Below are 20582 nucleotides of genomic sequence, written 5' to 3'. Positions count from 1 at the left end.
TCTGGTTAAGGGTTGTCGGAAGTACGTTGTACATCTGTCTGCTGCTGCAACCACTGCTGGAACATCAGGATACCCCATAGCGGATATTGCCAGTTGGCACGGCCACTCAGGTGTTGCTGCCAGCAGCTGAGAATCGGCGCGGGGTTGAAGTATCCCTGCGCGGCCAGGGTGGCGGGGTTGAGCAGGTCTTCGGCCCATTCTCGCAAGGTGCCACGCAGCCATTGTGCCAAGGGCACGGCAAAGCCGGCCTTGGGGCGTTCGATCAGTTCGCGTGGCACATGGCGGTATAGCACCTGCCGCAATATCCATTTGCCCATGCCGTCGCGGATGCGCAGGTTGCGGGGCAGGGTCCAGGCGAATTCGACCACGCTGTGATCAAGCATCGGCACCCGTGTCTCCAGGCTGACCCCCATCGCGGCGCGATCGACCTTGACCAGAATGTCGTCGGCCATATAGCCGAGGGTGTCGAGCGCCATCATCTGATCGGTGATATCGAGCGCGGCCAGCCATTCCGGTTGCTGCAGATAGGGGTTGGCCGGCTCGTTGCTGTGGACGACGACGCTGCTCGGGTTCTGCCACTGCGACAACAGGCCCAGATAAATCGCCATCGGGTTGTCGGCTTTCAGGCTGCCGGCGAGTTTGGCCAGCTTGTCGGAAGCCTGAGGCAGGCGCAGCCGGCGCGGCAGGTGGCGGTTTTGCAGCAGGCGATCCCAGCTGGCGGGCGACAGTCGGCCCAGCCCCCAAGCCAGACCCTGCCGGACCGGTGAGGGGAGCCGGCGACTGGTATTCCAGATTTTTTCCAGCAACAGATAGCGGTTGTAGCCGCCAAACAGCTCATCGCCACCGTCTCCGCTCAGGCTGACGGTGACATGCTGACGCGCCAGCTTTGCGACAAGGTGCGTCGGAATCTGCGAGGCGTCGGCGAATGGTTCGTCGTAGAGAAAGGGGAGTTGCGGGATAACGTCGAGGGCGTCGCGGTCGGTGACGTACAACGCGGTATGGGCAGTGCCCAGATGTTGGGCAACGGCTGCAGCATGCTCCGCTTCGTTAAAGCCGGCAGCATCGAAGCCGATGGTGAAAGTGCGCACCGGCTGGCGTGCCTGGGCCTGCATCAAGGCGACGACCGTACTGGAGTCTACCCCGCCCGACAGAAAAGCGCCCAGTGGCACGTCGGCCTCCATCTGCCGGCCGATGGCGTGGCTCAGCAGACCTTCCAGCCGAGTGATGGCACTATGGTCATCGCCGGTAAAGGGCTGCCTGCGGCCTTGCTGGATAACGTCGGCCAGCGACCAGTAGGGCTGGGGCGTGGGCCAGGCAGGGCGAGGGCTGGTCAGCGAAAAAGTCAGCCAGCAGCCGGCAGGCAGCTTGCGGATATTCTGGTAAATCGAGCGTGGTGCGGGTACGTAGGCAAAACGCAGATATTGGCAGAGGGCTTCGCGGTCGATGAGGCCCTGCCAGTCGGGGTGAGCGCGCAAGGCTTTCAGCTCTGAGCCGAACAGCAGCTTGCCGCCTTGCCAGCCGTAGTACAGCGGCTTTTCGCCCAGACGATCCCGCGCCAGGGTCAGCGCCTGCTGCTGGCGGTCCCACAGGGCAATGGCAAACATGCCGGTCAGCTTTTTCAGTGTGGCCTCGATGCCCCAAGCGGCGATGGCGGCCAGCATGACTTCCGTATCAGAGTGGCCGCGCCAGGCCGGGGCAAGTCCGGCTGCGGTCAGTTCCTGGCGTAGCTCGCGATGGTTATAGATTTCGCCGTTGTAAGTCAGAACCCAGCGGCCGTCGGCCGATTGCATCGGTTGGTGGCCCTGCGGCGACAGATCTACCACTGCAAGTCGCCGTTGACCGAACGCCAGCCCGCAATCCGGGTCCAGCCATTCCCCGCTGTCGTCGGGACCTCGGTGCGGCATGGCGTCACGCATCCGGCGCACCGCCTGGGCCAGGGCGACGGGATGACTGCTGCCGAATTCAAACAAGCCGGTAATGCCGCACATGCCGCTATCTCCCCGCGCCGGTGGCGCTCTCGCGCAGGATTGCCGCCAGTTGCGGGGCGGCAATCTGCAGACTGTAATGCGTCTCGACCCGCTGGCGCCCGGCAGCACCCAGCTGTTGGCGCAGGCCGACGTCGGTTGCCAGTGTGGCCAAGGCGGCACACCAGTCGGTGTGGCTGCCGGCCAGCATGCCATTGACGCCTTCCTGCACGATCTCGCAGTTGACCCCTACTGGCGAGGCGATGACGGGTTTGCCGCAGGCCATGTACTGGATCAGTTTGTAACCACACTTGCCGCGCTCCCAGGGTTCATCGGGCAGCGGCATCACCCCCAGATCGAATTCGGCGATTTCTGCCGCTTCGCTGGCTTCACTCCAGGGCCGGCACACCACTTCGACGCCGGGCATGGTCTGGTTGCTGACGCCGATCAGGCGCAGTTGCATGGGCTGGTTGCGGCTGATCTCGGCCAGTGCCGGCGCGAGCTGGTGGATGAAATGCACGGTGCTGGGGCTGCCGATCCAGCCGATCACCAGCTTGTGGGTGGCAGGCTTGGCAGCTGGGGTCGGGTAGTGGTCAAGGTCGATCACCGTGGGGAGTTGCGCAACCCGACGGGCCCCGGCGCGTTGTGCATAGTCGGCAAGATAAGCATTGCCGGCGATGACGCACGCAGAGCCTGCCATCAGCTTTGCCAGCTTGTCGCCAAGCAGCTGGCGTACGGGGGCAAGCGGGTGGCTGTCATAACGGTGGAACCAGGCATCATCGTAATCGAGCAAATAGGGCACATCTTGGCCGAGTAGACGACGCTCGATGGTATAGGGCAACCAGGGCAGCAGTTCTTTTTCAACCCAGAGCAGGTCGTAGCCGGCAAAGTCGGTTTGGCGGGCCAGCCGCTGACGGTAACCGCTCAGCGTAGACCGCAATCGGCTGCCGCCACCGTACAGCGCCTGCAGATAGGCATTGCTGAAGAGAGCGGATTCCTGGCAGTCGATGCCTTGCGCCGCCAGCGCCGGAAAATATTGCAAAAAGCGCAGGCGGCTACTGGCCCCGAGCCGGGCGTAGCGGGTGAGTGCCAGCACTCGCAGGCGCTTGCTCATGCGGTCAGCTCCCGATACAGCGCATCGTAAGCAGCGACCCCGCCTTCCAGCGAAAACTCGGCTTGGGCGACTGCGACGCAGCGCTGGGCCAGATCCGGCTCGGCCAGCTTGGCGGCCAGCTCGGCAGCTGCCTGGGCAAACGCTTCGGGGGTGAACTGCTCGACCACGATGCCTACGCCCCCACGTCGAAGCACCTCGGCCTGATCCCCCACCCCGGCATTCGCCAGACAGGGCACGCCGCAACCAAGAAATTCGCCGAGCTTGGTCGGGGCAGATGCTGTTTTGGAGTAGGCGGGCTTGATAAAGAACAGACCCACATCCATGCGGCTGATTTCCTGCGCCACCGTATCGTGGCGAGCGGCTTTGATTTCGATCCGTTGCGGATCGATACCGGCTGCGGCGACCCGCTCGGCGATAAAGGCGTGATCCTCGCGGTTGATGACCAGCAGACGGGCTTCCGGCCAGCGTTGCTGCAGCGCCTTGAAACAAGCCAGTGTTTCATCGAACAAATACCAGACCCCGACTGAGCCGACGTAGCCCACCGTGAATGGCCGTGCCTCAGCGCGTGGCAAGGGACGGAACAAGGCCAGATTGGTACAGGTCGGAATCACTTGAAACCGTCGGGCCATGCCTTGCAGATAGGGAAAGGTCTGCATTTCCCGCACGGCGGCATGGGTGAGCGAGACGATGGCATCGGCGGCCAGTAAGAATCGCTGCTCAAAGCCTTTGGCAACCCGATACAGCCGGCTACCGGCGGGCCAGATGCCGCCATCGACCCGCTCGTCGGCCCAGAAACCCCGCATATCAAACAGAAAGCGCCGCCCGGTCAGCCGCTTGATATTGAGCGCCATCACCGAGGCCACATAGCTACGGGCATGGATGATCTGCACCCGATGCCGCACGACCAGCCAGAGGCCCAGTGCCGTACCGGCGAAGATATCCCAAGCCGTGGCAAGGGCGCTGGGCCGCTTGTGGTAGCGCAAGGGGTGCCAGCGTATGCCGGCTGCCGCGATACGGCCAGCCAGTTGCTGGCGCTCGTCGGTTTTGGCCCAGTCGTGCGCCTTCTCAAAGCTGATCAGGTCAATCTGGTGCTGGCTGGCCAGCTGCTGCAGATAGGCCAGCACCTGCGATTGCCCCAGTGGTTCGAGCATGCCGTCGTAGGAGAGATAAAGGATGCGAGCCACGTTATTGATATCCGTAGAGTTCAGCCAGATAGCCGGCCTGGGCCGCCAGCGAAAAACGGCTGCGGGTCATGGCGACGATGCGGGTGGAGAGGGCGGTGAAGCTGGGTTCATCCATCGTTAGTGGCCGTGCGATGGCATCGGCCAGCTTTTCAGCGCTCAGCGGTGGGCTGATAAAACCGGCCAGATCGGCATCGGCCATCAATCGGGATTCGCCAATGTCGGTAATGATGGGGTAGCAGCCACAAGCCATGGCTTCAGCCAAGGCTTTTGAGGGGTAATTCGACGTCCGTTGCACCGAAATGAATACTTTGGCCTGAGCCAGCACTTGCTGCGGCTGGTCGCAATAGCCGGTCACAATATCCAGCGCCTGATAGGGCGGCGTTTGCAGCAGCGCCTGAATCGCGGCTTCCTCGGTGCCATTACCGTAAATCGCGAACTGCGGGAGCGTGAGGTTGCGGGAGCGCAAGATCGCAGCTACCGCTGGTATCAGCTGCACATAGCTCAATGCATTCTTGCCGGGCTCGAGTCGCCCCAGATAAACCACCTGGTTCTTTTTGACTGGGGCCGGCTGGTACAGATCGAAATTGACGAAGGTGCCGCCGCGCGTCAGCGTGGTTTTGCGACCGAGCCGTGGCCGGCGCTGTAGCTGGGACACGTTGTCCGGGTTGAGTACATCCAGATGATCTGCCTCGTAAAACGATAGCCACGGCATGGCCACCCGCTTCCACTGGCGCCACGACTCGGCCTTGGGAATGGAAACATTCACCCATGAGATCACCAGCTTCTGCCCTTGCCAGCGCGCCAGAAACGGCACATGTGCCAGCGGGTAGTGCACCAGCGCCCCACGCGGAATCTGCCGCAAAATCGGCCAGACCGCCCTTACCGTGGCGCTGTAGCGGCGCGAGCTGGCATGAAAGACCTGGATGGCGTCAGCCTGCTGCTGCAGCGCCTCGAAGCCGGGCTGGCGCAGCAATTGCTCATGGGTGAGGGCCGAGATCACCAGATGCACCGGGTAACCGGCCTGCCGCAGATACAGCCAGTTTTCGGTAAAGCGTTTCTCGGCACCGCCAACGCCGTGGCTGAGCAGCACAATGTAAGCAGGGCGCTGCGCCTTCATCGGCGTTGCAACTTCTGCTTGAGGTTGATCAAGGCCAGATAACGCTGCTTTTCTGAGGGGTAGGCCAGATGCGGCACGCCAGGGGTACGCAGCCATTGCTCGAACCAGGCTTCGGTGAACCCCAGCTTTTTCAGCACGAATTCGCGGTCATCGGCCAGCAGATCGGGGTCGGGGTAGGGTGATTCTTCCAGTTTGGCCAGTGCCGCTTCGCGGCTGAGCTGACCGGCGCAGATCAGGGTAGATAAATGCACGCGCCGTTTATCAATGCCGAATTTGGTCGGCAGAATATAGCCTTGATAAAACCGGGTGAATACCGATTCGTAATGCTTGTAGGGATAGGGGTTATAGTTGAATTTTTCAACTAATATCTGCTGGGCCTGTTGCTTGTTGTAATCGAAATAATCGAGAAACGGCACCCAGTCGATTTTGTGCCAGAACCGGTAACGAATAAAATCAAAGGTGCCGATCAGTAAATGGGTGCGAATCGGCCGTTTGCCGTATCGCTGGTGAATGGCTTTGATATTCTGGCGGTCATGTTTAAAGTGGTTCCAGCCTGCAGGGAGTTTGATGCCTTCGGTTGCATGGTTGCTGCCCGCCAGAATGTATTTGACACCCCAGCGTTTTGCCTGCTGATAATTGAGCGCCTGCATGGCGTTGTCCATTAATAATTCGATATCGACGACATTGGCTTCGAAAAAAGCCCGCTGCAGATCGCGATTTTCTTTCCACTCAATCACATGGGTATATAAATCGACATCGAGCTTGCGCACGATGTTTTCAATATTCCGTACCGCCAGTTCAGAATTCCAGCCATTGTCCAAATGCACCGCCAAGGGGCGCAAGCCTTGTTCTTTCACCAGATGCAGCGCGTAGGTACTATCGACGCCGCCGGACAGGCCAACCACGCAGTCATAGTCACGGCCGATACCATCCTGCTTTATCTGCGCGATAAATGCCGGTAATGCCGCCTGTTTGCGTTCGAAAAAACCGCCACCCACAGCCATCCGTTGCAGATATTCGCTACAGAAATTGCAATGGCCCTCTGCGTCGAAATGAATATTCGGCGCAGAGGTATCCATAACGCAGCGGCGGCAAACACGGTATTCGGCCATTTTCAGATTTGATCCTTGAATAGCGATTGTAATTCCCGATATTCGGGGTAATTGATCAGCACCGCCCGATGCCGCCCGTAAAAGACAAACAGGCTGCCCACGGCAACCGCCGCAGCGCCACCATCCTGGGTAGCACTGCGTAAATCGGCAAGTTTTCCGGCGCCACCACAGGCAATGACCGGAATGGAAACGGCATTGACAATCTGCTGGATCAACGCGAGATCATAGCCTTGCATCGTGCCGTCCCGATCAACGTCGGACAGCATTAATTCGCCGGCGCCAAGGCGTTCCAATTGGCGGGCATATTCGGTGATATTGTGGTCGAGTGTTTTATTACGGCAGCTATCGTAAATACGATAACGACCACGCCAATCCCGCTTGATATTCAACACGGCGACGGCACTTTGTGCGCCAAAATGCTGTGAAATATGCGTGAGCACTTCCGGTTGATCAAATAACACCGAATTGAGCACGACTTTTTCTACGCCACTGCGGATAATCCGTACCGCTTGTTCAAACGTGCGAATCCCGCCGCCATAGGCAATCGGGCTGAAGCATTCGCTGGCGATTTGCTCGATTAATTCGTAATCGGGTTCTCGATTCTGGCGCGAGGCGTCAATGTCGAGAAAAACCAGTTCATCGACTTCTTTTTCATTGAATATCTTGACCGCGTTGATCGGGTCACCTACGTATTTGCCAGGCTTAAATCCAACGGTTTTAACCAGGCCGCCATCAGAAATCAGCAGGCAGGGAATGGCGCGCTGGGTCAGCATGCGGCCTCCGCGAAATTCTTCAGTAATTGCAGGCCAAAACGGTGACTTTTTTCAGGGTGGAATTGCACACCAATAATATTGTCGTGCTGCAGCCCGGCATCAAATTCATAGCCATATTCGGCGGTATATAGCCGGTCTTGTTGCTGATGGCAGACAACATGAAAGGTGTGCACAAAATAGAAGCGCTGGGTTTCATTGACGTCGCGCAGCAGAAGGCTGTCTTGCTGAGGCCGTACCTCGTTCCAGCCCATATGCGGAATCGGTAGTTTGCGCGGCAGATTCAGACTGGAAAAATCGAAACGGCGGGTATGGGCATCGATCAGGGCAAGTCCTTCGCCACCGCCTTCTTCGCTGTGCTGGGTCAAGAGCTGCATGCCAAGGCAGATGCCAAGTATGGGTATTTTCCGGTCTTGGGCGGCGTGTTTGAGAGCGGGGACCAGACCGCGCTGGTGCAGATTCTGCATGCCGGCACCGAAGGCCCCTACGCCGGGCAGGATCAGTTTGTCGGCAGCCGCCACTTTATCCGGGTCAGCGGTGACCTCGCACGGTACGCGTACCTTCTTCAGCATGTTGACGATGGAGCCCACATTGCACATGCCATATTCGACGATGATGATCTTGTTCATGGCGACCTTTATTGCACCTGCACCTGAAAGCGGTTCATCCAGCAACCGAAGCTGATCATGCGCCAGGCAAAGCGGTTGAATTGTTCCTTGCGTTGGATGATGCGGCGGGCTTTATCCAGGGCGCGCTCGTTGAGAACGCCGCGTGCCTGTTCGTAGGCCAGGTCAACGGCTTGCAGGAAGCGCTGCGGGTTTTGCTCGCACATCCAGTGGGCTTCGGGGGTAACAAAGCCCATCTTGTCCTGTCGGGTACGGATTTTCTCGGGCAGCACGCCGCGCAGGCCCTCGCGCAGCAGGTATTTGGTTTCACCGCGCGCCAGTTTGTAGTGGTCGGGACAGCCAAGGATATATTCAACAAGGCGGTAGTCGAGAAATGGAATCCGGCTTTCGATTGAATGGGCCATTGAATCGCGATCGGCCCAGTGCAATTGCAGGGGCACGCTGGTGCGCAGTAGCTGGGCACGCGAGAGGGCGCTGATGCTGTGGGTGCTGCCTTGCCAGTGGCGGAAGAAATCGTAGTGTTCGACTTTCAGCCGCTCGGTTTCCATCCAGTCGGCTTCGACCGGTAGCCGGCCGGTAGAGCGGCGCAGGAACTGCAGCAGTGCCGGCGGCAGCAAGCTATTGCCCAGACCTTGCAGGGTATAACGGGCACCATAGCCGTGCCGGTTCTGAGCGGCACGGGTCTCTTTCAGTAGTTCAACAAACCGGCCACGCAGCAGCAGGTCGGCATAGTGCGGGGCAAAGAAGCTGTGGTAGCCAGCCAGTAATTCGTCCGATCCATGGCCGTCAAGGGTGACTTTGACCGGGGTCGAGCTGACCAGCCGGAACACTTCCCATTCGGCCAGCAGGCTGGTGCCACCGAAGGGTTCATCCTGATGCCAGGTGATGGTATCGAGCTGGTTGAGCAGCGGGTCGAGCTCCGGAAAGACCTGATGCGCCTGGACGCCGGTATGGCGCACCACTTCATCAATGTATTCGCGCTCGTCGTACTGCTTGAGCTGGGCACAGGCCGAGAACACATTCTGCATGGCCTCGGCGCCCTCTTGCCGCAGGCTGGCATTGGCGAGACAGACAATGCTGGAGGAATCCAGACCACCTGATAAGCCTGTCCCGACCGGGACATCGGCACGTAAGCGCAGCTGTACCGAATCGGTCAGCAGATCTCTGAATTTGTGCGCGGCAGTTGCGAAATCGTGGTCTACCAGCGCGGGCTTCAGCTGATACCAAGGGCGAATCGGTAGGGTATGGGCTAGCTGATCGAGCGTGGCTTCAATGTATTCCCCCCCTCTTAACTGGCGTACGTCTTCGAACAGGGTTTCGTCGCAGTGATCGGAAATGCCGTAGTTCAGGAAGTCATACGCCCGCAACGCATTCAGCTTGGCTGTCCAGCCCGGCAAGACGGTGAATTGTTTGATCTCTGAGGCAAAGGCCAGCAGGCCATCGGCCGAGCGCCAGTAGTACAGGGGTTTGACGCCGAAGCGGTCGCGCGCAATAAATAGTGTTTGCCGTTCACGATCAAGTAGCAGAAAGGCAAACATTCCATTGAAACGATGCAGGCAATCGACTCCCCATTCGCGATAGGCTGCGAGGATGACTTCGGTATCGGAGCGGGAGAGAAATGCGTGGCCAAGCGCTTCAAGCTGTTGGCGCAATTCGTGGTGATTGTAGATCTCACCGTTGTAGACAATGCTGTAGCGCTGGTCGGTCGTGCACATCGGCTGGTGGCCGGAGGGGGCCAGATCGACGATGGATAAGCGACGGTGACCGAGCGCTACGCGTGCGGGTTGATCTGGCGTGGCAAGGCTTTGCCGGGGCGCGTAGGGCAAGTTGGCGTGATACACCTCTTCGGGGGTATCGGCGCCACCACGGAATCCCAGGCCGCTTTCGCCGTAGAGGGCGTAGCCTTCGTCATCGGGGCCACGATGTGCAATGGCCTGCGTCATCGCCAACAATAGGGGGGCGAGTGGGCGGTCTTGCGGGGCGATTAGTCCAGAAATGCCACACATAGGCTGTCAGCTCCTTGCTTCGCACAATGGGGCAGATGCCCGACCATGGGCAAAGCGCCAGGAAAGTATCAGGTACACCACATACATGACCGAATAGGCGGCTGAAAAGACGGCCAGTACGCCATATTCCGTACGCCAGGCATGTAGCACCCAGCTCATGCCGGCAGCCAGAACACCCAGCATCAGCAGGTGCAGAATCAGATCCAGTTTTTGCCGTCCGGTAATCAGGAAGACATACGACAGCGGGTTGGTGACGAATTTGCAGACGAACATCGGCAACAGGATGCGGGCGTAATAACCGGCATCGCGCCAAGGCTCGCCGAAGATCCAGGCAAACAGATCCGGGGCGATGATCGCCAGCAGGATAGCCGGCGCAATGACCAGCAAGCTGAGGTTGCGGAAGGTGCTGCGGAAAATATCGAGGCATTCTCCCCGTTGCGCGTAATCGGCACTGGCGCGTTGCCGGAAGACATCCCCCACCGAGCTGGCAATGAATACCATGGGGACGCCCAATACACGCTGGGTCAGGCTGTAGTAGCCGACGGCCTGAACACCAAAAAAACTGGTGAGCACGGCAATTGGCATCTGAAAGAAAACGTAGCTCAGGAGGTCGGTCGCAATCGCGTATCGTGGCAGGTCGGCATGTTGGTGCGCCTGCGCCCGAATGCCAGCCAGACCGGGCCGACGCAGCAGTGCACTGTCACTGCGCCAGGTGGTGACGCTCCACCACAGGGCCGCCAGCAGATAGCCGAAGAAACTACCTAGAATCAAGCCTTGACTACCTTTATCGGCCATCAACCAGCCAAGCCCGAGTTGGCTGCCGACGATGGAGAGTGACTGTGCCGCACGATTGATGGCGATTTGCCGATAGCGTTTGAGCCGGTTGTTCCAGGCATTCAGGGTCAGATAAATGCCCTGCGCGGCGGTAGCCAGAGGCAGCAGCCACAACCAATTGCTGTGATTTCCGCCGATGAGTTGCTGTAAAGGCTGCTGCAGCACGATCAAACCTAATGCCATCAGCAGACAGAGGCTGAACGTGATGCCCAGGGATAGCCAGACCAGTCGTGCTGCATCGCGGTCTTCTGCAGGCAGGAGAATCGCCAGATCGTATTTGCCCGTCACCACAATTGCCAGAAAGCCGACCGCCGTGGTGTAGAGACCAAACAGCCCGAATTGTTCGGGTGAGTAGAGCCGGGTCAGGACGGGGGCTGCCAGCAGCATGATGGCCTGCGCAACCGTGGTGCCTGTCATCAAGGTGGCGACGTGCTTGAGAAAACCTTCTTGCTGCAAGCGTTGGCGTAGTGAGGACAGCATGGGTTAATGACTTACCTTGCGATAGCCAATATAGGGAATGGGGTCGCTGAACTTGACGCACTCGGCCGGGTCGAGCCGCTTGATGACTTTGGCAGGAACCCCGCCCAGTATGCAATGCCCTTCCGGAAACGACTGGGTGACTACAGCCCCAGCAGCCACTACGGTGTGATCGCCCAACTCGACGCCCGGCATGACGGAACAGTTGGCGGACAGCCAGCAATAACTGCCAATCTTGATGCCGCCTTTGCTTACCATCTTGCGAGTGTCGCAGGGGTCATGGCTGTAGCCGGCCAAGCAGACGTTGACCGAACAGATGGTGTAGTCGCCGACATAAATCGGCGAGTCTTCACGGGCGAAGACATAGCAGCCGCCCATAAAGCCGGGCGCCGCAGCAATGCCGATGTGAATGTGCTCCCAGCCGGTCACCCGCGAGGTAAAGTGCACGGGCCAGGGCACCCGGCGATTAAAGCCAAGTATTTTCTGGAAAAACACCATCCGCAGCAGAATGGGCGCGTGGGATTCGCGCGTTTCATATATAGGGCGAAGAAACCAGACGTGGCGCGTAAGAAATTCAAAACCCAGGCGCGCCAGCCGTCTGGCCCGTCGGTAAAGACTGGGCTTGCTGCTTGCCATAATGATTACCTCTGCAGTGCTCGCAGCAGAGAGGTGGCGACGTGGTGCTGGTCCACTTCGTTGAGGAAGGGGCTCATAGGCAGGCTCATTACCCGCTCCGCAGCGGCCTCTGCCAAAGGGAAGCTCCCTGCAGGCAGCGCCAATCCAGCCAGGACGGGCTGCCGATGCAGAGGAACTGGATAGTGAACGGCCGTTGGAACGCCAGCGGCTTTCAAGGCAGCCTGTACTTCCGCACGGTTGGCGACTTCTACCGTGTACTGGGCGTACACACTGCGATTCCAGGTTTCGACATAAGGGGCGAGATCCCCCAGAAGGTCGGCATAACGCGCTGCAATCCGATCCCGGGCCGCCAGTTCTTCATCAAAAGTGTCGAGCTTGGCCAGCAATACGGCGGCCTGGATGGTATCCAGTCTGCCATTGAGGCCCAGTACCGGGTGGTGATAACGACGATCCTGCCCATGAATGCGAATTTGCCGCATGCGATTGGCCAAGGCGTCATTATTGGTAAAACAGGCACCGCCATCACCGTAGCAGCCTAGTGGCTTCGATGGGAAGAAGCTGGTGCAGGCAATCGTGGTGAGATTGCATGAGGCGCGTTGTTTATAGCGGGCACCAAAACTCTGGGCGGCATCTTCGATCACCGGCAAACCATGTTTTTCCGCAATCGCATTGATGGCATCGTAGTCTGCGCATTGGCCATACAGGCTGACCGGCATGATGGCACGGGTACGCGGCGAGATGGCGGCTTCAAGCAAGGCTGGATCAAGGTTGTAGGTTTTTGGATCGATATCGACAAATACGGGGACCGCACCCAGTAAGGCAATGACTTCCGTCGTGGCGATAAAAGAAAACGGTGTGGTGATGACCTCGTCACCCGCCTTGATGTCGAGCGCCATCAAGGCAATCAGCAGTGCGGTGGTTCCATCGGACACGCCGATAGCGTGCTTGACCCCAAGATAGCCAGCCAGTCGCCCCTCCAGTTCGGCTACCTCTGGCCCCATGATGTACTGGCCATGCTCCAGCACTGCGTGGATACGCTGATCAATGTGCGACTTCAGATGACGGTACTGCGCCTTCAGATCAATGAATTCGATGGTCATTTTATGATTTCGGACTGTCAGTCTAGAGAGAATGGGGCTGGCAACGATGTGCGTCGATTTGATACTGGCTTTGACAGGCTGTACAGCTGACGACACCTTCGCCTGTGGGTAACCGTTCGCCGCAGCGGCACATCCAGCCAATGCGGCGGGCGGGTACGCCAACCATCAACGCATAGGCGGGGACATTGCGGTTGATGACGCTTCCGGCACCAATGAAGGCGTATTCGCCAATTTCATGGCCACAGACCACGGTGGCATTGGCCCCGATCGTTGCCCCGCGTCGCACAAGCGTCCGGCGATATTCATCTTTGCGGGAGACATGGCTGCGGGGGTTGTAGACATTGGTAAACACCATACTGGGCCCGCAAAACACGTCGTCTTCCAGGGTTACTGCATCGTAGATCGAGACGTTGTTCTGAACTTTGACGTTGTCCCCAATCTGTACATCATTGCCCACGAAGACATTCTGACCAAACGAGCATCGTTGGCCGATGCGAGCTCCCCCGCAGATATGGACCCAATGCCAGACCCGGCTACCTGCACCGATCTGGGCGCCATCGTCGATGATTGCGGTGTCGTGCTTCTGATAGCTCATGATTTCAGTAATCAAGTGGCAGGCTGACGCGGCGGCCATCTCGTGCGGCCATGTAAGCGGCAATCAGTACTTCGAGTGAGCGCAGCCCTTCTCGTCCATCGGTTTCAGGTTCAGCCTCGCCCCGCAGAACTTTGATGACATTCTCGTAGTACATCGGGTGACCAAAACCATAGACTGAGGTTGTCTGGTAGCTGGCGTCGCGGATCTCGGCATCACCGGGTTCTGGCTCAAGAAACTCCCAATGCTGGATATCGTTAACGGCGACCCCCCCAATGCGGACCGTGCCCTTCTCGCCAATAACGGTGATGGAGCCTTCCAGGTTCTTGGGATAGGTCAGCATGGTGACATTCATGGACCCCAGGGCGCCAGATCGCCATTTGATGCTCATCACTCCGGTGTCTTCCACCTGGATGTCCCGAGCCAAGGTGCCCATGAAGGACTGCACGCTTTCGATCGGGCCAATTAACCAATCGAGCAAGTCAACATAGTGGCTGGCCTGGTTCATAAAGGCGCCACCGTCAAATTCCCAAGTGCCGCGCCATTTGGCACTGTCGTAATACTCCTGCGGTCGAGTCCAGAATACATTGACGTTGACCATATAAATGCGGCCAAAACGCTTCTTCTCGATGGCGTGTTTGAGTCGCTGAAGCGTGGCATTACGCCGATTCTGCTTGACGACAAACAGTCGAATGCCCGCTTGGTCACAAGCCTCAACCATCGCGACACCATCTTTCCAGCGCGTAGCCATTGGCTTTTCGGTCATGACGTGCAGGCCACGCTTGGCAATCGCAATGGCTTGCGAAGAATGAAGGCCCGATGGCGTTGCTAGCACCGCAATGTCTGCTTGCGAGTGCTGAAGCAGGGCATCAAGGCTCAGGTATGGGGTAGCTCCCGTCAACTCTGCCGCTTGCTGTGCGGCTTGGGGATTCACATCACAGACATCGACCAGCTCAATGTCATGGCTGTGGTGCTTCATCGCTTCAATATGGTTACGGGAGATTCTGCCGCAGCCAACCAAGGCGAATCGAATCTTACGGTCCCGTATGGCGACTTTCTGGGGCGCGAAGGTCATTTTGCAGTTCCCTTTAACTGTTCCACCATTTTGAGGCCTTGATGCGCGGCCTGATTGTTCGGATCAATACTCAGGATTCGTTGGTAGAGGGGCTGCGCCTGAGCGGGTTTACCTTCCATCAACTCTAATCCAGCTAAGGCATTGATCGCATCCAGATGGTTGGGGTAGGTGTTAATGGCCTCCGCAAAGTTCTGACGGGCCATGTCACGTTGTTGCTGCTTCAGGTAAGCAATCCCCCGGTTGTAATTCATGTTGGCCACCGTGTAAGGCGGGATGTGCACACCACCATTGAGCATCTGGTCAATGATATCGATAGCTTCCTGATTGTGATCGAGAATCACCAAGACTTTGGCAAGTTGGGATGCCATTTCCGGTGTAATTTCGACGGAGCTTGCCTCTTTGCCATGGCGGACTACTGTCAGGCCCTTTCGCAGAGTTTCAAGTGCCTTTTGTGGTTTACCTTGTTGCAGGTCTTGTTCTGCCAAGGCCGCCCATACCCGCCAGGCACCTGGCGACTTCTCCGCATTATCCTGGTAGAACGCGACAGGCTGACGCCACAACTGGTTGCGTTGCCAGGTCAGTATCAGCAAGACGCCGCATAGGGCAAAAGTGATGTTGCGGACCAGATCTTTCTTGTTGACACGCTCCACAATCAAACCCAAAGCACCTGCTACGGCCACACATAGTCCGAAGTTTGGAAGATAGCTACGGTGCTCGAAAACAAGATCATCAAGCGGAATGATCGATGACTGGGGCAGGTGGGCAGCGTAGTAAAAGAGAATCCCGAATGTGATCAACCTAGATTGCAGCCGCAATTTCATTGCGACGGTAATGAGTGCCGCATGCGCGAGAATCGCAGTAATGGTGGTTCCATCCAATTCTCTGACCGGAGAGAAATCATATTCCAGCCGGAGGCCAAGTGGGAAAAAGAACTTGGCAATATAAATCCATAAAACCTGGGTTTGGCTAAGCAGGTAATCAGTTCTACTGATTGCGGTGGTGCCGCGCAAGCCGCCTACTTTGTCGGCAAGTGCAGGAAAGGTAATCAGGCAAACGGCAGAAATAATTGATATGGCAATTATTGAAATCGAGAGATATTGACTTTTCCGGCTTTTGGAAAAGAATATTAATTCCAGTATGGCTAGCGATAGAGGAAGCGTAACGATGGTAAGTTTGCTTAAAATACCACCGAGAATGCCAAGCCCCAGCAGTGCAAGCCATTGAATTCGCGAGCTCTGCCGCCAGTTGATATATGCCAGTACGCCAATTAGGTAAAACAGGGTTGCCAAACAGGTCGCGCGCTGAACAATATAGGTAATGGCTTGTGATTGGAGTGGGTTTAAACAGAATAATAGTGCCGCAATGATAGGTAGCCACTCTGGAAGTGGTAAATCCGATTTTTCTAACTCGGCATTGACTAGTTTTGCGGTGACGGTGTAAACAAGTATGCCATTAAATAAATGAATAAGAATGTTGATGGCGTGATATGACCAGGTGGCCGTACCTGAGATTGAGTAATTAATTGCAAATAGACTGTCGGTGAGTAAACGGTCAAAGCTGGGTTTGCTGTTTATATAATTAGATAGGCCGTTCTGTAGTGTGGCGTTGAGTACGATAGAATGGTAATCATCTAAATAAAATGGTGCGCTATAGCTGTGTAAGTAACTAATTAATACCGCAGCGAAAAGAATAGCCAAGCCATTAAAGGTTAATCCTTGTTTCTCTGTCGTCATGGTTAAATAGAAGAAATACTAAGCTCGTAGCTTTGGCTGATAAATGGCTGTCAATTGTGAGACAGTCGGATGTAATGTGCGCTGCATAAGAAAAACCGCCGACCAAGGTCGGCGGTTTAACGTCTTTCATTCAGCTACAAGAGCAGAATTACTTGATGGTGTAGACCTTGGCATATGAGCCGCTGGTCAACATATTGTTGAAAGGAACGGCCGCACCGAATACCGTGCTACCTACACCATAACCAACATAGATCTCAGCACCCACCAAGCCACTTACATCCAATGTGCCATCCAAGATGTTAACGGTGTTAACACCCAGCTGGACGCCAGTTTCGTAAGCTACCGGGTTCTTAGGGTCGTAAGGGCTCCATGCACCACTCTTAGACTTCAGATACACAACGCCATTCACAACACCCGCAACATAAATGGTGCCAGCTTTACCTGCATCATTTGTGCTTGCGCCAAAAGATGCCGTCACGGTAAGTGCAGTGTTGGCACCCGATGATGTTGCTTGTGGGAAAGAAGGAACTGAGCCTGCAACAGAGGCAACATCAACTGTTGCTTTAGTAGGCATGGCGCCAGCAGCAGAGGTTAGCGTCGTAGTTCCCGCTGCAGCAGCACCACCAATTAAGGCCTTCAGAGGGTTGCTAGTTACAGTGCTATTCAACTTAGGCTTCAATCCCTTGATCTTGACGGTCACTGGACCTGTGCTGGATGTTGATGCAGCGGTAACAGGGAATGTCACCAATCCATTTGTGGAGTTAGTCAGGGTTGCACCACTGCTAGAGCCGAAAATAGTACTGCTAATATCAGTACCATCTGCCTTGTAAGCTTTTACAGAGGCGGATGTTACATCAATCGCAGCGCCGTTCGCATCTGCAATGTAAACACCCATAACACCTGTGGTGCTCAATGCGCCATATGCCGACTCAGTGATAACGATATCACCGAGCGCCACAGACGAACCGACTGATCCAATTGGCAATGTGCCTGCAACAGAAGACGCTGTTGCATCCTTAATGGTTGCGAGCTTCAAGGTACCAGCAGTTGCGCCTGTGGTGCTAGAAATTGCAACATTCAGATCTCCAGCGGTAGCGCTGGTCAAGTCTAGATTGGTGAAGCCGCCGACCTGAATATAACCTGCAGTAGTGGTAGAGGCTGTCGTAACTGGAACAGTAACTGCGTTCTTTGCTGTGTTGATGGAGTTGGCACCAACAGCAACTTGGGACACGGTAACTGCAACATCAGTGCCTGCACCAAGAACTGCACCATTGGACAGGGTAAATGTCACACCACCACCGGCTTGCAGTGTTGCAGGAACGATTTCGGCAACTGACAACTTGTCTGCTTCCAGGCCCGCAGTGGCAAAACCAGCTGCATAGGTACGACCGGTAAACAGGGTGTTGTAAGTGTCGCTGCCACTGCTGCCACCCTCAACAAACTTGTTGGTGGTTCCGCCGGTTACAACAGAAGCTACCTTCATGGTGGAGGTGGCTGTTGTGCCATCGGACAGCTTTACAGCGATCGTTGCGTTGATATCACCATTCGCTGTGCCGGAAGGTACAAAAGCCTTTGCACCGGTCAGGGTAATGTCGCTTGCCGAGGTCGATGCGCCGGTATTAGTAACGTCGATCTTCAGAACGTTGCTAGCAATCGCAGGTGCAGCGTTTGCTGTCAGCGAGCCAGTCCAACCAGCTGTGCCGGCCAGAGTGAAGTTCACGCCAGTTGGCAGAGTGATAGTGACTTCGTCAGTTGCAGAAGACATATCCTTCAGCGAAGATTGGATGATCTCCGAAATCTTCAGGTCTGGCAGAGTGAATGTCGCATTCGCGGTGATGGAAGAGGCGGAAGTTGTCGCTGTCGGTGTTACACCAACAGGCTTAACAGTTGCCAGCTTGCTTGTGGAGCCTGTTGTGAGGCCTGTTGCTGTAGATGATGCGTCCAGAGATGCATTAACGGCTGTCTCTACAGTTGAGCCGCTGGTGTCCAGAACAATGCCACTGATCTTGATAACTTTTGTCTGGCTAGCAACGGTAGACGTGTAGTCAGAGGTAGCCAAGTTGATGGTTAATGTACCGCCACTTACCGAAGCACCTGCGGAGCCGGCGGTAACAACAGCGCTAGCGCTGCTATTCATGTAGGTCAGCGTAGGAGCTGAAGCCCATTTTGCGCCATTGTCCAACTTGAATACGATTGTGCCGGTTCCGCCAGCAACTGCACCAACAACATTCTGGTTCAGTTCAATGAACTGGTTAGTAACAGATGCGCTGGAGGCCTTTGGAACGTTTACACCTGTCGTAACAGCAGATGTTTGTGTCGTATCAGCAAAAACGTTTGCAAACGCGATCGACGCACCGGCGCCGAGGGCGGTCGCAACGCTAGCCGCTACGAGTTTTTTCGTGAATTGTTGAGTCTTCATCGTTTATTTGCTCCACACTGGATCAAGGATTAACCAAAACCAAGGCGCTTTGTGCGTTCTTAGCTGCCTTAAGTCTTTTGATTACTTTCGCCACAACCTGATTGGAAAGCCTATCGAGTTGTACTTGTACATCGATAACCACGTCTTCGGCCTGACACCAATCAGCGGCCGGGGAGTTTGAGATTGCATGTTAAAAATCCACCAAGCCGGTGCATGCTGAACAGAATACCTAACCACAATAGGATACCCTGTCCATCCTGCGCCGTGTGAATCTAGCATTTCGACCCTTTAGCGTCAACGCGCAAGATTCTAGCGACGGATGCGTCGTGGCGATTTTCACGACACTTTTATAGGATAGTGTCTCAGGCGCGTGCCAGCAACACGAAGTATTTGTGCATCTTGCACTTGCGATTTGGGAAAATTCTGTTTGAAATTGGTTTTTTGTTTGGGGTACAATGGGCTTCCACTTGGAAATATAGGTTTAGTGCCACCCCAAGCCTGCCGGTTGCTCCGCCACAAGCAACAACAAAAGCCTGCTCGAAAGAGCAGGCTTTTTTTTTGCTTTGGCCTCAGAACTTTGCTGCCATGTCTTTAGTCCTACCGCTGATTAGTAAGGTTGTATGGTGCGGTATCATTCTACGATTCGAGACGCGGCAAACGGTGCCGTGTTTGATCATCTTAAGAAGCATTGGTAGATATTAGATGTCTAAGTCATGTGTTGCTGTGTTGACTTTGTTGGGTGCTGTGTCTTCTGCACAGGCTGGAGAGTTGGCTGCTGCTAAAGCAAAGGAGCCGGCGGCGGCCGTGCCACAGGCAAATCCAAACCTTATTTACCAAAAGAACGTATTTGATGCTCAGCGGCGGGCTTGGGAGCTGCCGCCACCGCCACCTCCTCCACAGCCTCCTCCTCCTCCTGCATTGACTGATAAGGATGTGAAAGTGCAGGGGGTTTTGATTAATGGTTCGGCGAGAAAGGCAATAGTGGAGGTCGCTGCTGGTGCTATGCGCTTACTTCCTCCGCCGATGCCGGGAAAGCCTTTACGTCCCTATAAAGTTTTGGCGGAAGGGGAATATTTGGGCGAGTACAAGTTGGTAGAGATCGGTGCAAAGGAACTGGTGTTTGAGAATGGAGGGGTAAGAGCGCCACTTCCGTTTACTATCGCCAAAAATAGGGCAGTTTCTGGTGTGGCGATTCCGCCTCCTGCTCAGGTTGCTATTGTGATGCCTGCTGCGATGCCAACGTTGATGGATGGATCTGGGGGGGATATGTCGTCCTCAATGCCAACCCCATTTACTCCAGAGATGATGCCGCCCCCACCGCCTCCTGTGTCTACTCCGGAAGCGTCAGCGTCTGCTGTGCCGCCTGATTCGAGTGCAGGTTCCTCGCCACCTCAAAGAGGGATGACTTTGATTGAGGCTATTGAGGCGGCAAGGCGAAATGGGGTGGCTAATTCCGGTCCTAACCCGTTTGCAAATAAGTAATTGACCGCTTTGGTAATCACGGTTCTTTTGGGCGCCCTTGAACGGGCGCTCAATTGTTTGGCTCTGGTAGGTTTGCTGTAATGGCAAATTTTTCTGGCTTTGATATGTAACGAGCGATAGAGGTTTCCGTGAAAAGTCTGTTCAATTTGTTCAAAAAAAAGCGGGGCGACGCACAGAGTGCAGTGTTACCCGTTGAGGAGAACAAGCCTGTGTCTGGCATGAATCTGCTCGAAGCGATTGCGGCCAATCAAGGTAAACCTCATGCGCCAAATCCATTTGCCCCTTCTGGTGAAGAGGGGCCGTCGGATGAGGCAGATAAGTCATTGCATCGGTGAGTGTTG

General features: G+C 56.1%; 17 protein-coding genes. 2 read left to right on the top strand and 15 right to left on the bottom strand.

Annotation, left to right across the window (positions count from 1 at the left end; all coding sequences use genetic code 11):
* Positions 1-5: 5 nt before the first annotated feature.
* From asnB (PZA18_RS02375) to PZA18_RS02305, 15 genes are all read right to left on the bottom strand, one after another.
* The gene (gene asnB / locus PZA18_RS02375; protein WP_284099180.1) at positions 6-1988 is read right to left on the bottom strand and encodes an asparagine synthase (glutamine-hydrolyzing); all 1983 of its coding nucleotides are present in this window, start codon (positions 1986-1988) and stop codon (positions 6-8) included.
* Positions 1989-1992: 4 nt separating this feature from the next.
* Complete coding sequence (locus PZA18_RS02370; RefSeq protein WP_284099179.1) at positions 1993-3078, bottom strand: glycosyltransferase family 4 protein; 1086 nt, start codon at positions 3076-3078, stop codon at positions 1993-1995.
* Positions 3075-4262, bottom strand: a complete 1188-nt coding sequence (locus tag PZA18_RS02365) for a glycosyltransferase (RefSeq protein ID WP_284099178.1) — start codon at positions 4260-4262, stop codon at positions 3075-3077. The genes PZA18_RS02370 and PZA18_RS02365 overlap by 4 nt, the downstream gene beginning before the upstream one ends.
* Position 4263: 1 nt before the next feature.
* Entirely contained in the window at positions 4264-5379 is a 1116-nt protein-coding gene (locus PZA18_RS02360; protein WP_284099177.1) for a glycosyltransferase family 4 protein, read from the bottom strand.
* The gene (locus PZA18_RS02355) at positions 5376-6491 is read right to left on the bottom strand and encodes an N-acetyl sugar amidotransferase (RefSeq protein ID WP_284099176.1); all 1116 of its coding nucleotides are present in this window, start codon (positions 6489-6491) and stop codon (positions 5376-5378) included. The genes PZA18_RS02360 and PZA18_RS02355 overlap by 4 nt, the downstream gene beginning before the upstream one ends.
* 2 nt (positions 6492-6493) lie before the next feature.
* Positions 6494-7264, bottom strand: a complete 771-nt coding sequence (locus tag PZA18_RS02350; RefSeq protein WP_284099175.1) for an AglZ/HisF2 family acetamidino modification protein — start codon at positions 7262-7264, stop codon at positions 6494-6496.
* On the bottom strand, positions 7258-7890 hold the full coding sequence (hisH, locus tag PZA18_RS02345; RefSeq protein WP_284099174.1) for an imidazole glycerol phosphate synthase subunit HisH: 633 nt from the start codon (positions 7888-7890) through the stop codon (positions 7258-7260). The genes PZA18_RS02350 and hisH overlap by 7 nt, the downstream gene beginning before the upstream one ends.
* A gap of 8 nt (positions 7891-7898) precedes the next feature.
* On the bottom strand, positions 7899-9893 hold the full coding sequence (gene asnB, locus PZA18_RS02340) for an asparagine synthase (glutamine-hydrolyzing) (RefSeq protein ID WP_284099173.1): 1995 nt from the start codon (positions 9891-9893) through the stop codon (positions 7899-7901).
* 6 nt (positions 9894-9899) lie between these two features.
* Positions 9900-11207: a lipopolysaccharide biosynthesis protein gene (locus tag PZA18_RS02335; RefSeq protein WP_284099172.1), complete on the bottom strand. Its 1308-nt coding sequence runs from the start codon at positions 11205-11207 to the stop codon at positions 9900-9902.
* A 3-nt stretch (positions 11208-11210) separates the two neighbouring features.
* Positions 11211-11840: an acyltransferase gene (locus PZA18_RS02330; RefSeq protein WP_284099171.1), complete on the bottom strand. Its 630-nt coding sequence runs from the start codon at positions 11838-11840 to the stop codon at positions 11211-11213.
* A 5-nt stretch (positions 11841-11845) separates the two neighbouring features.
* Positions 11846-12940: a DegT/DnrJ/EryC1/StrS family aminotransferase gene (locus PZA18_RS02325; RefSeq protein WP_284099170.1), complete on the bottom strand. Its 1095-nt coding sequence runs from the start codon at positions 12938-12940 to the stop codon at positions 11846-11848.
* Between the two features lie 22 nt (positions 12941-12962).
* Positions 12963-13535 carry an acyltransferase gene (locus PZA18_RS02320; RefSeq protein WP_284099169.1) on the bottom strand — a complete coding sequence of 191 codons (573 nt, stop codon included), beginning with the start codon at positions 13533-13535 and terminating at the stop codon, positions 12963-12965.
* Between the two features lie 4 nt (positions 13536-13539).
* Positions 13540-14607: a Gfo/Idh/MocA family protein gene (locus tag PZA18_RS02315; protein ID WP_284099168.1), complete on the bottom strand. Its 1068-nt coding sequence runs from the start codon at positions 14605-14607 to the stop codon at positions 13540-13542.
* Positions 14604-16340 (bottom strand): tetratricopeptide repeat protein, encoded by a 1737-nt coding sequence (locus tag PZA18_RS02310; RefSeq protein ID WP_284099167.1) that lies wholly within the window; start codon positions 16338-16340, stop codon positions 14604-14606. Before PZA18_RS02310 ends, PZA18_RS02315 begins: the two co-directional genes overlap by 4 nt.
* A 148-nt stretch (positions 16341-16488) precedes the next feature.
* A complete protein-coding gene (locus PZA18_RS02305) occupies positions 16489-18759 on the bottom strand; it encodes a beta strand repeat-containing protein (RefSeq protein ID WP_284099166.1) in 2271 nt (756 codons plus the stop codon).
* Positions 18760-19461: 702 nt separating this feature from the next.
* Between PZA18_RS02305 and PZA18_RS02300 the strand changes: the two genes are divergently transcribed.
* Both PZA18_RS02300 and PZA18_RS02295 read left to right on the top strand, forming a co-directional pair.
* Positions 19462-20241, top strand: a complete 780-nt coding sequence (locus PZA18_RS02300) for a hypothetical protein (protein WP_284099165.1) — start codon at positions 19462-19464, stop codon at positions 20239-20241.
* Between the two features lie 128 nt (positions 20242-20369).
* Positions 20370-20576 carry a hypothetical protein gene (locus PZA18_RS02295; RefSeq protein ID WP_284099164.1) on the top strand — a complete coding sequence of 69 codons (207 nt, stop codon included), beginning with the start codon at positions 20370-20372 and terminating at the stop codon, positions 20574-20576.
* Positions 20577-20582 lie beyond the last annotated feature (6 nt).

Origin of the sequence: Parachitinimonas caeni, from assembly GCF_030129945.1 — a bacterium.
GTDB classification, from domain to species: domain Bacteria; phylum Pseudomonadota; class Gammaproteobacteria; order Burkholderiales; family Chitinimonadaceae; genus Parachitinimonas; species Parachitinimonas caeni.
The sequence above is the reverse complement of the archived record's forward strand: the minus strand, read 5'-3'. Positions and strand labels throughout refer to the sequence as shown.

Coding starts and splice junctions, on each gene's coding strand:
- asnB (WP_284099180.1), bottom strand. CDS start 1,988: ATGTGCGGCATTACCGGCTTGTTTGAATTCGGCAGCAGTCATCCCGTC.
- hisH (WP_284099174.1), bottom strand. CDS start 7,890: ATGAACAAGATCATCATCGTCGAATATGGCATGTGCAATGTGGGCTCC.
- PZA18_RS02305 (WP_284099166.1), bottom strand. CDS start 18,759: ATGAAGACTCAACAATTCACGAAAAAACTCGTAGCGGCTAGCGTTGCG.
- PZA18_RS02300 (WP_284099165.1), top strand. CDS start 19,462: ATGTCTAAGTCATGTGTTGCTGTGTTGACTTTGTTGGGTGCTGTGTCT.
- PZA18_RS02360 (WP_284099177.1), bottom strand. CDS start 5,379: ATGAAGGCGCAGCGCCCTGCTTACATTGTGCTGCTCAGCCACGGCGTT.
- PZA18_RS02315 (WP_284099168.1), bottom strand. CDS start 14,607: ATGACCTTCGCGCCCCAGAAAGTCGCCATACGGGACCGTAAGATTCGA.
- PZA18_RS02325 (WP_284099170.1), bottom strand. CDS start 12,940: ATGACCATCGAATTCATTGATCTGAAGGCGCAGTACCGTCATCTGAAG.
- PZA18_RS02335 (WP_284099172.1), bottom strand. CDS start 11,207: ATGCTGTCCTCACTACGCCAACGCTTGCAGCAAGAAGGTTTTCTCAAG.
- PZA18_RS02370 (WP_284099179.1), bottom strand. CDS start 3,078: ATGAGCAAGCGCCTGCGAGTGCTGGCACTCACCCGCTACGCCCGGCTC.
- PZA18_RS02330 (WP_284099171.1), bottom strand. CDS start 11,840: ATGGCAAGCAGCAAGCCCAGTCTTTACCGACGGGCCAGACGGCTGGCG.
- PZA18_RS02310 (WP_284099167.1), bottom strand. CDS start 16,340: ATGACGACAGAGAAACAAGGATTAACCTTTAATGGCTTGGCTATTCTT.
- PZA18_RS02350 (WP_284099175.1), bottom strand. CDS start 7,264: ATGCTGACCCAGCGCGCCATTCCCTGCCTGCTGATTTCTGATGGCGGC.
- PZA18_RS02320 (WP_284099169.1), bottom strand. CDS start 13,535: ATGAGCTATCAGAAGCACGACACCGCAATCATCGACGATGGCGCCCAG.
- PZA18_RS02355 (WP_284099176.1), bottom strand. CDS start 6,491: ATGGCCGAATACCGTGTTTGCCGCCGCTGCGTTATGGATACCTCTGCG.
- asnB (WP_284099173.1), bottom strand. CDS start 9,893: ATGTGTGGCATTTCTGGACTAATCGCCCCGCAAGACCGCCCACTCGCC.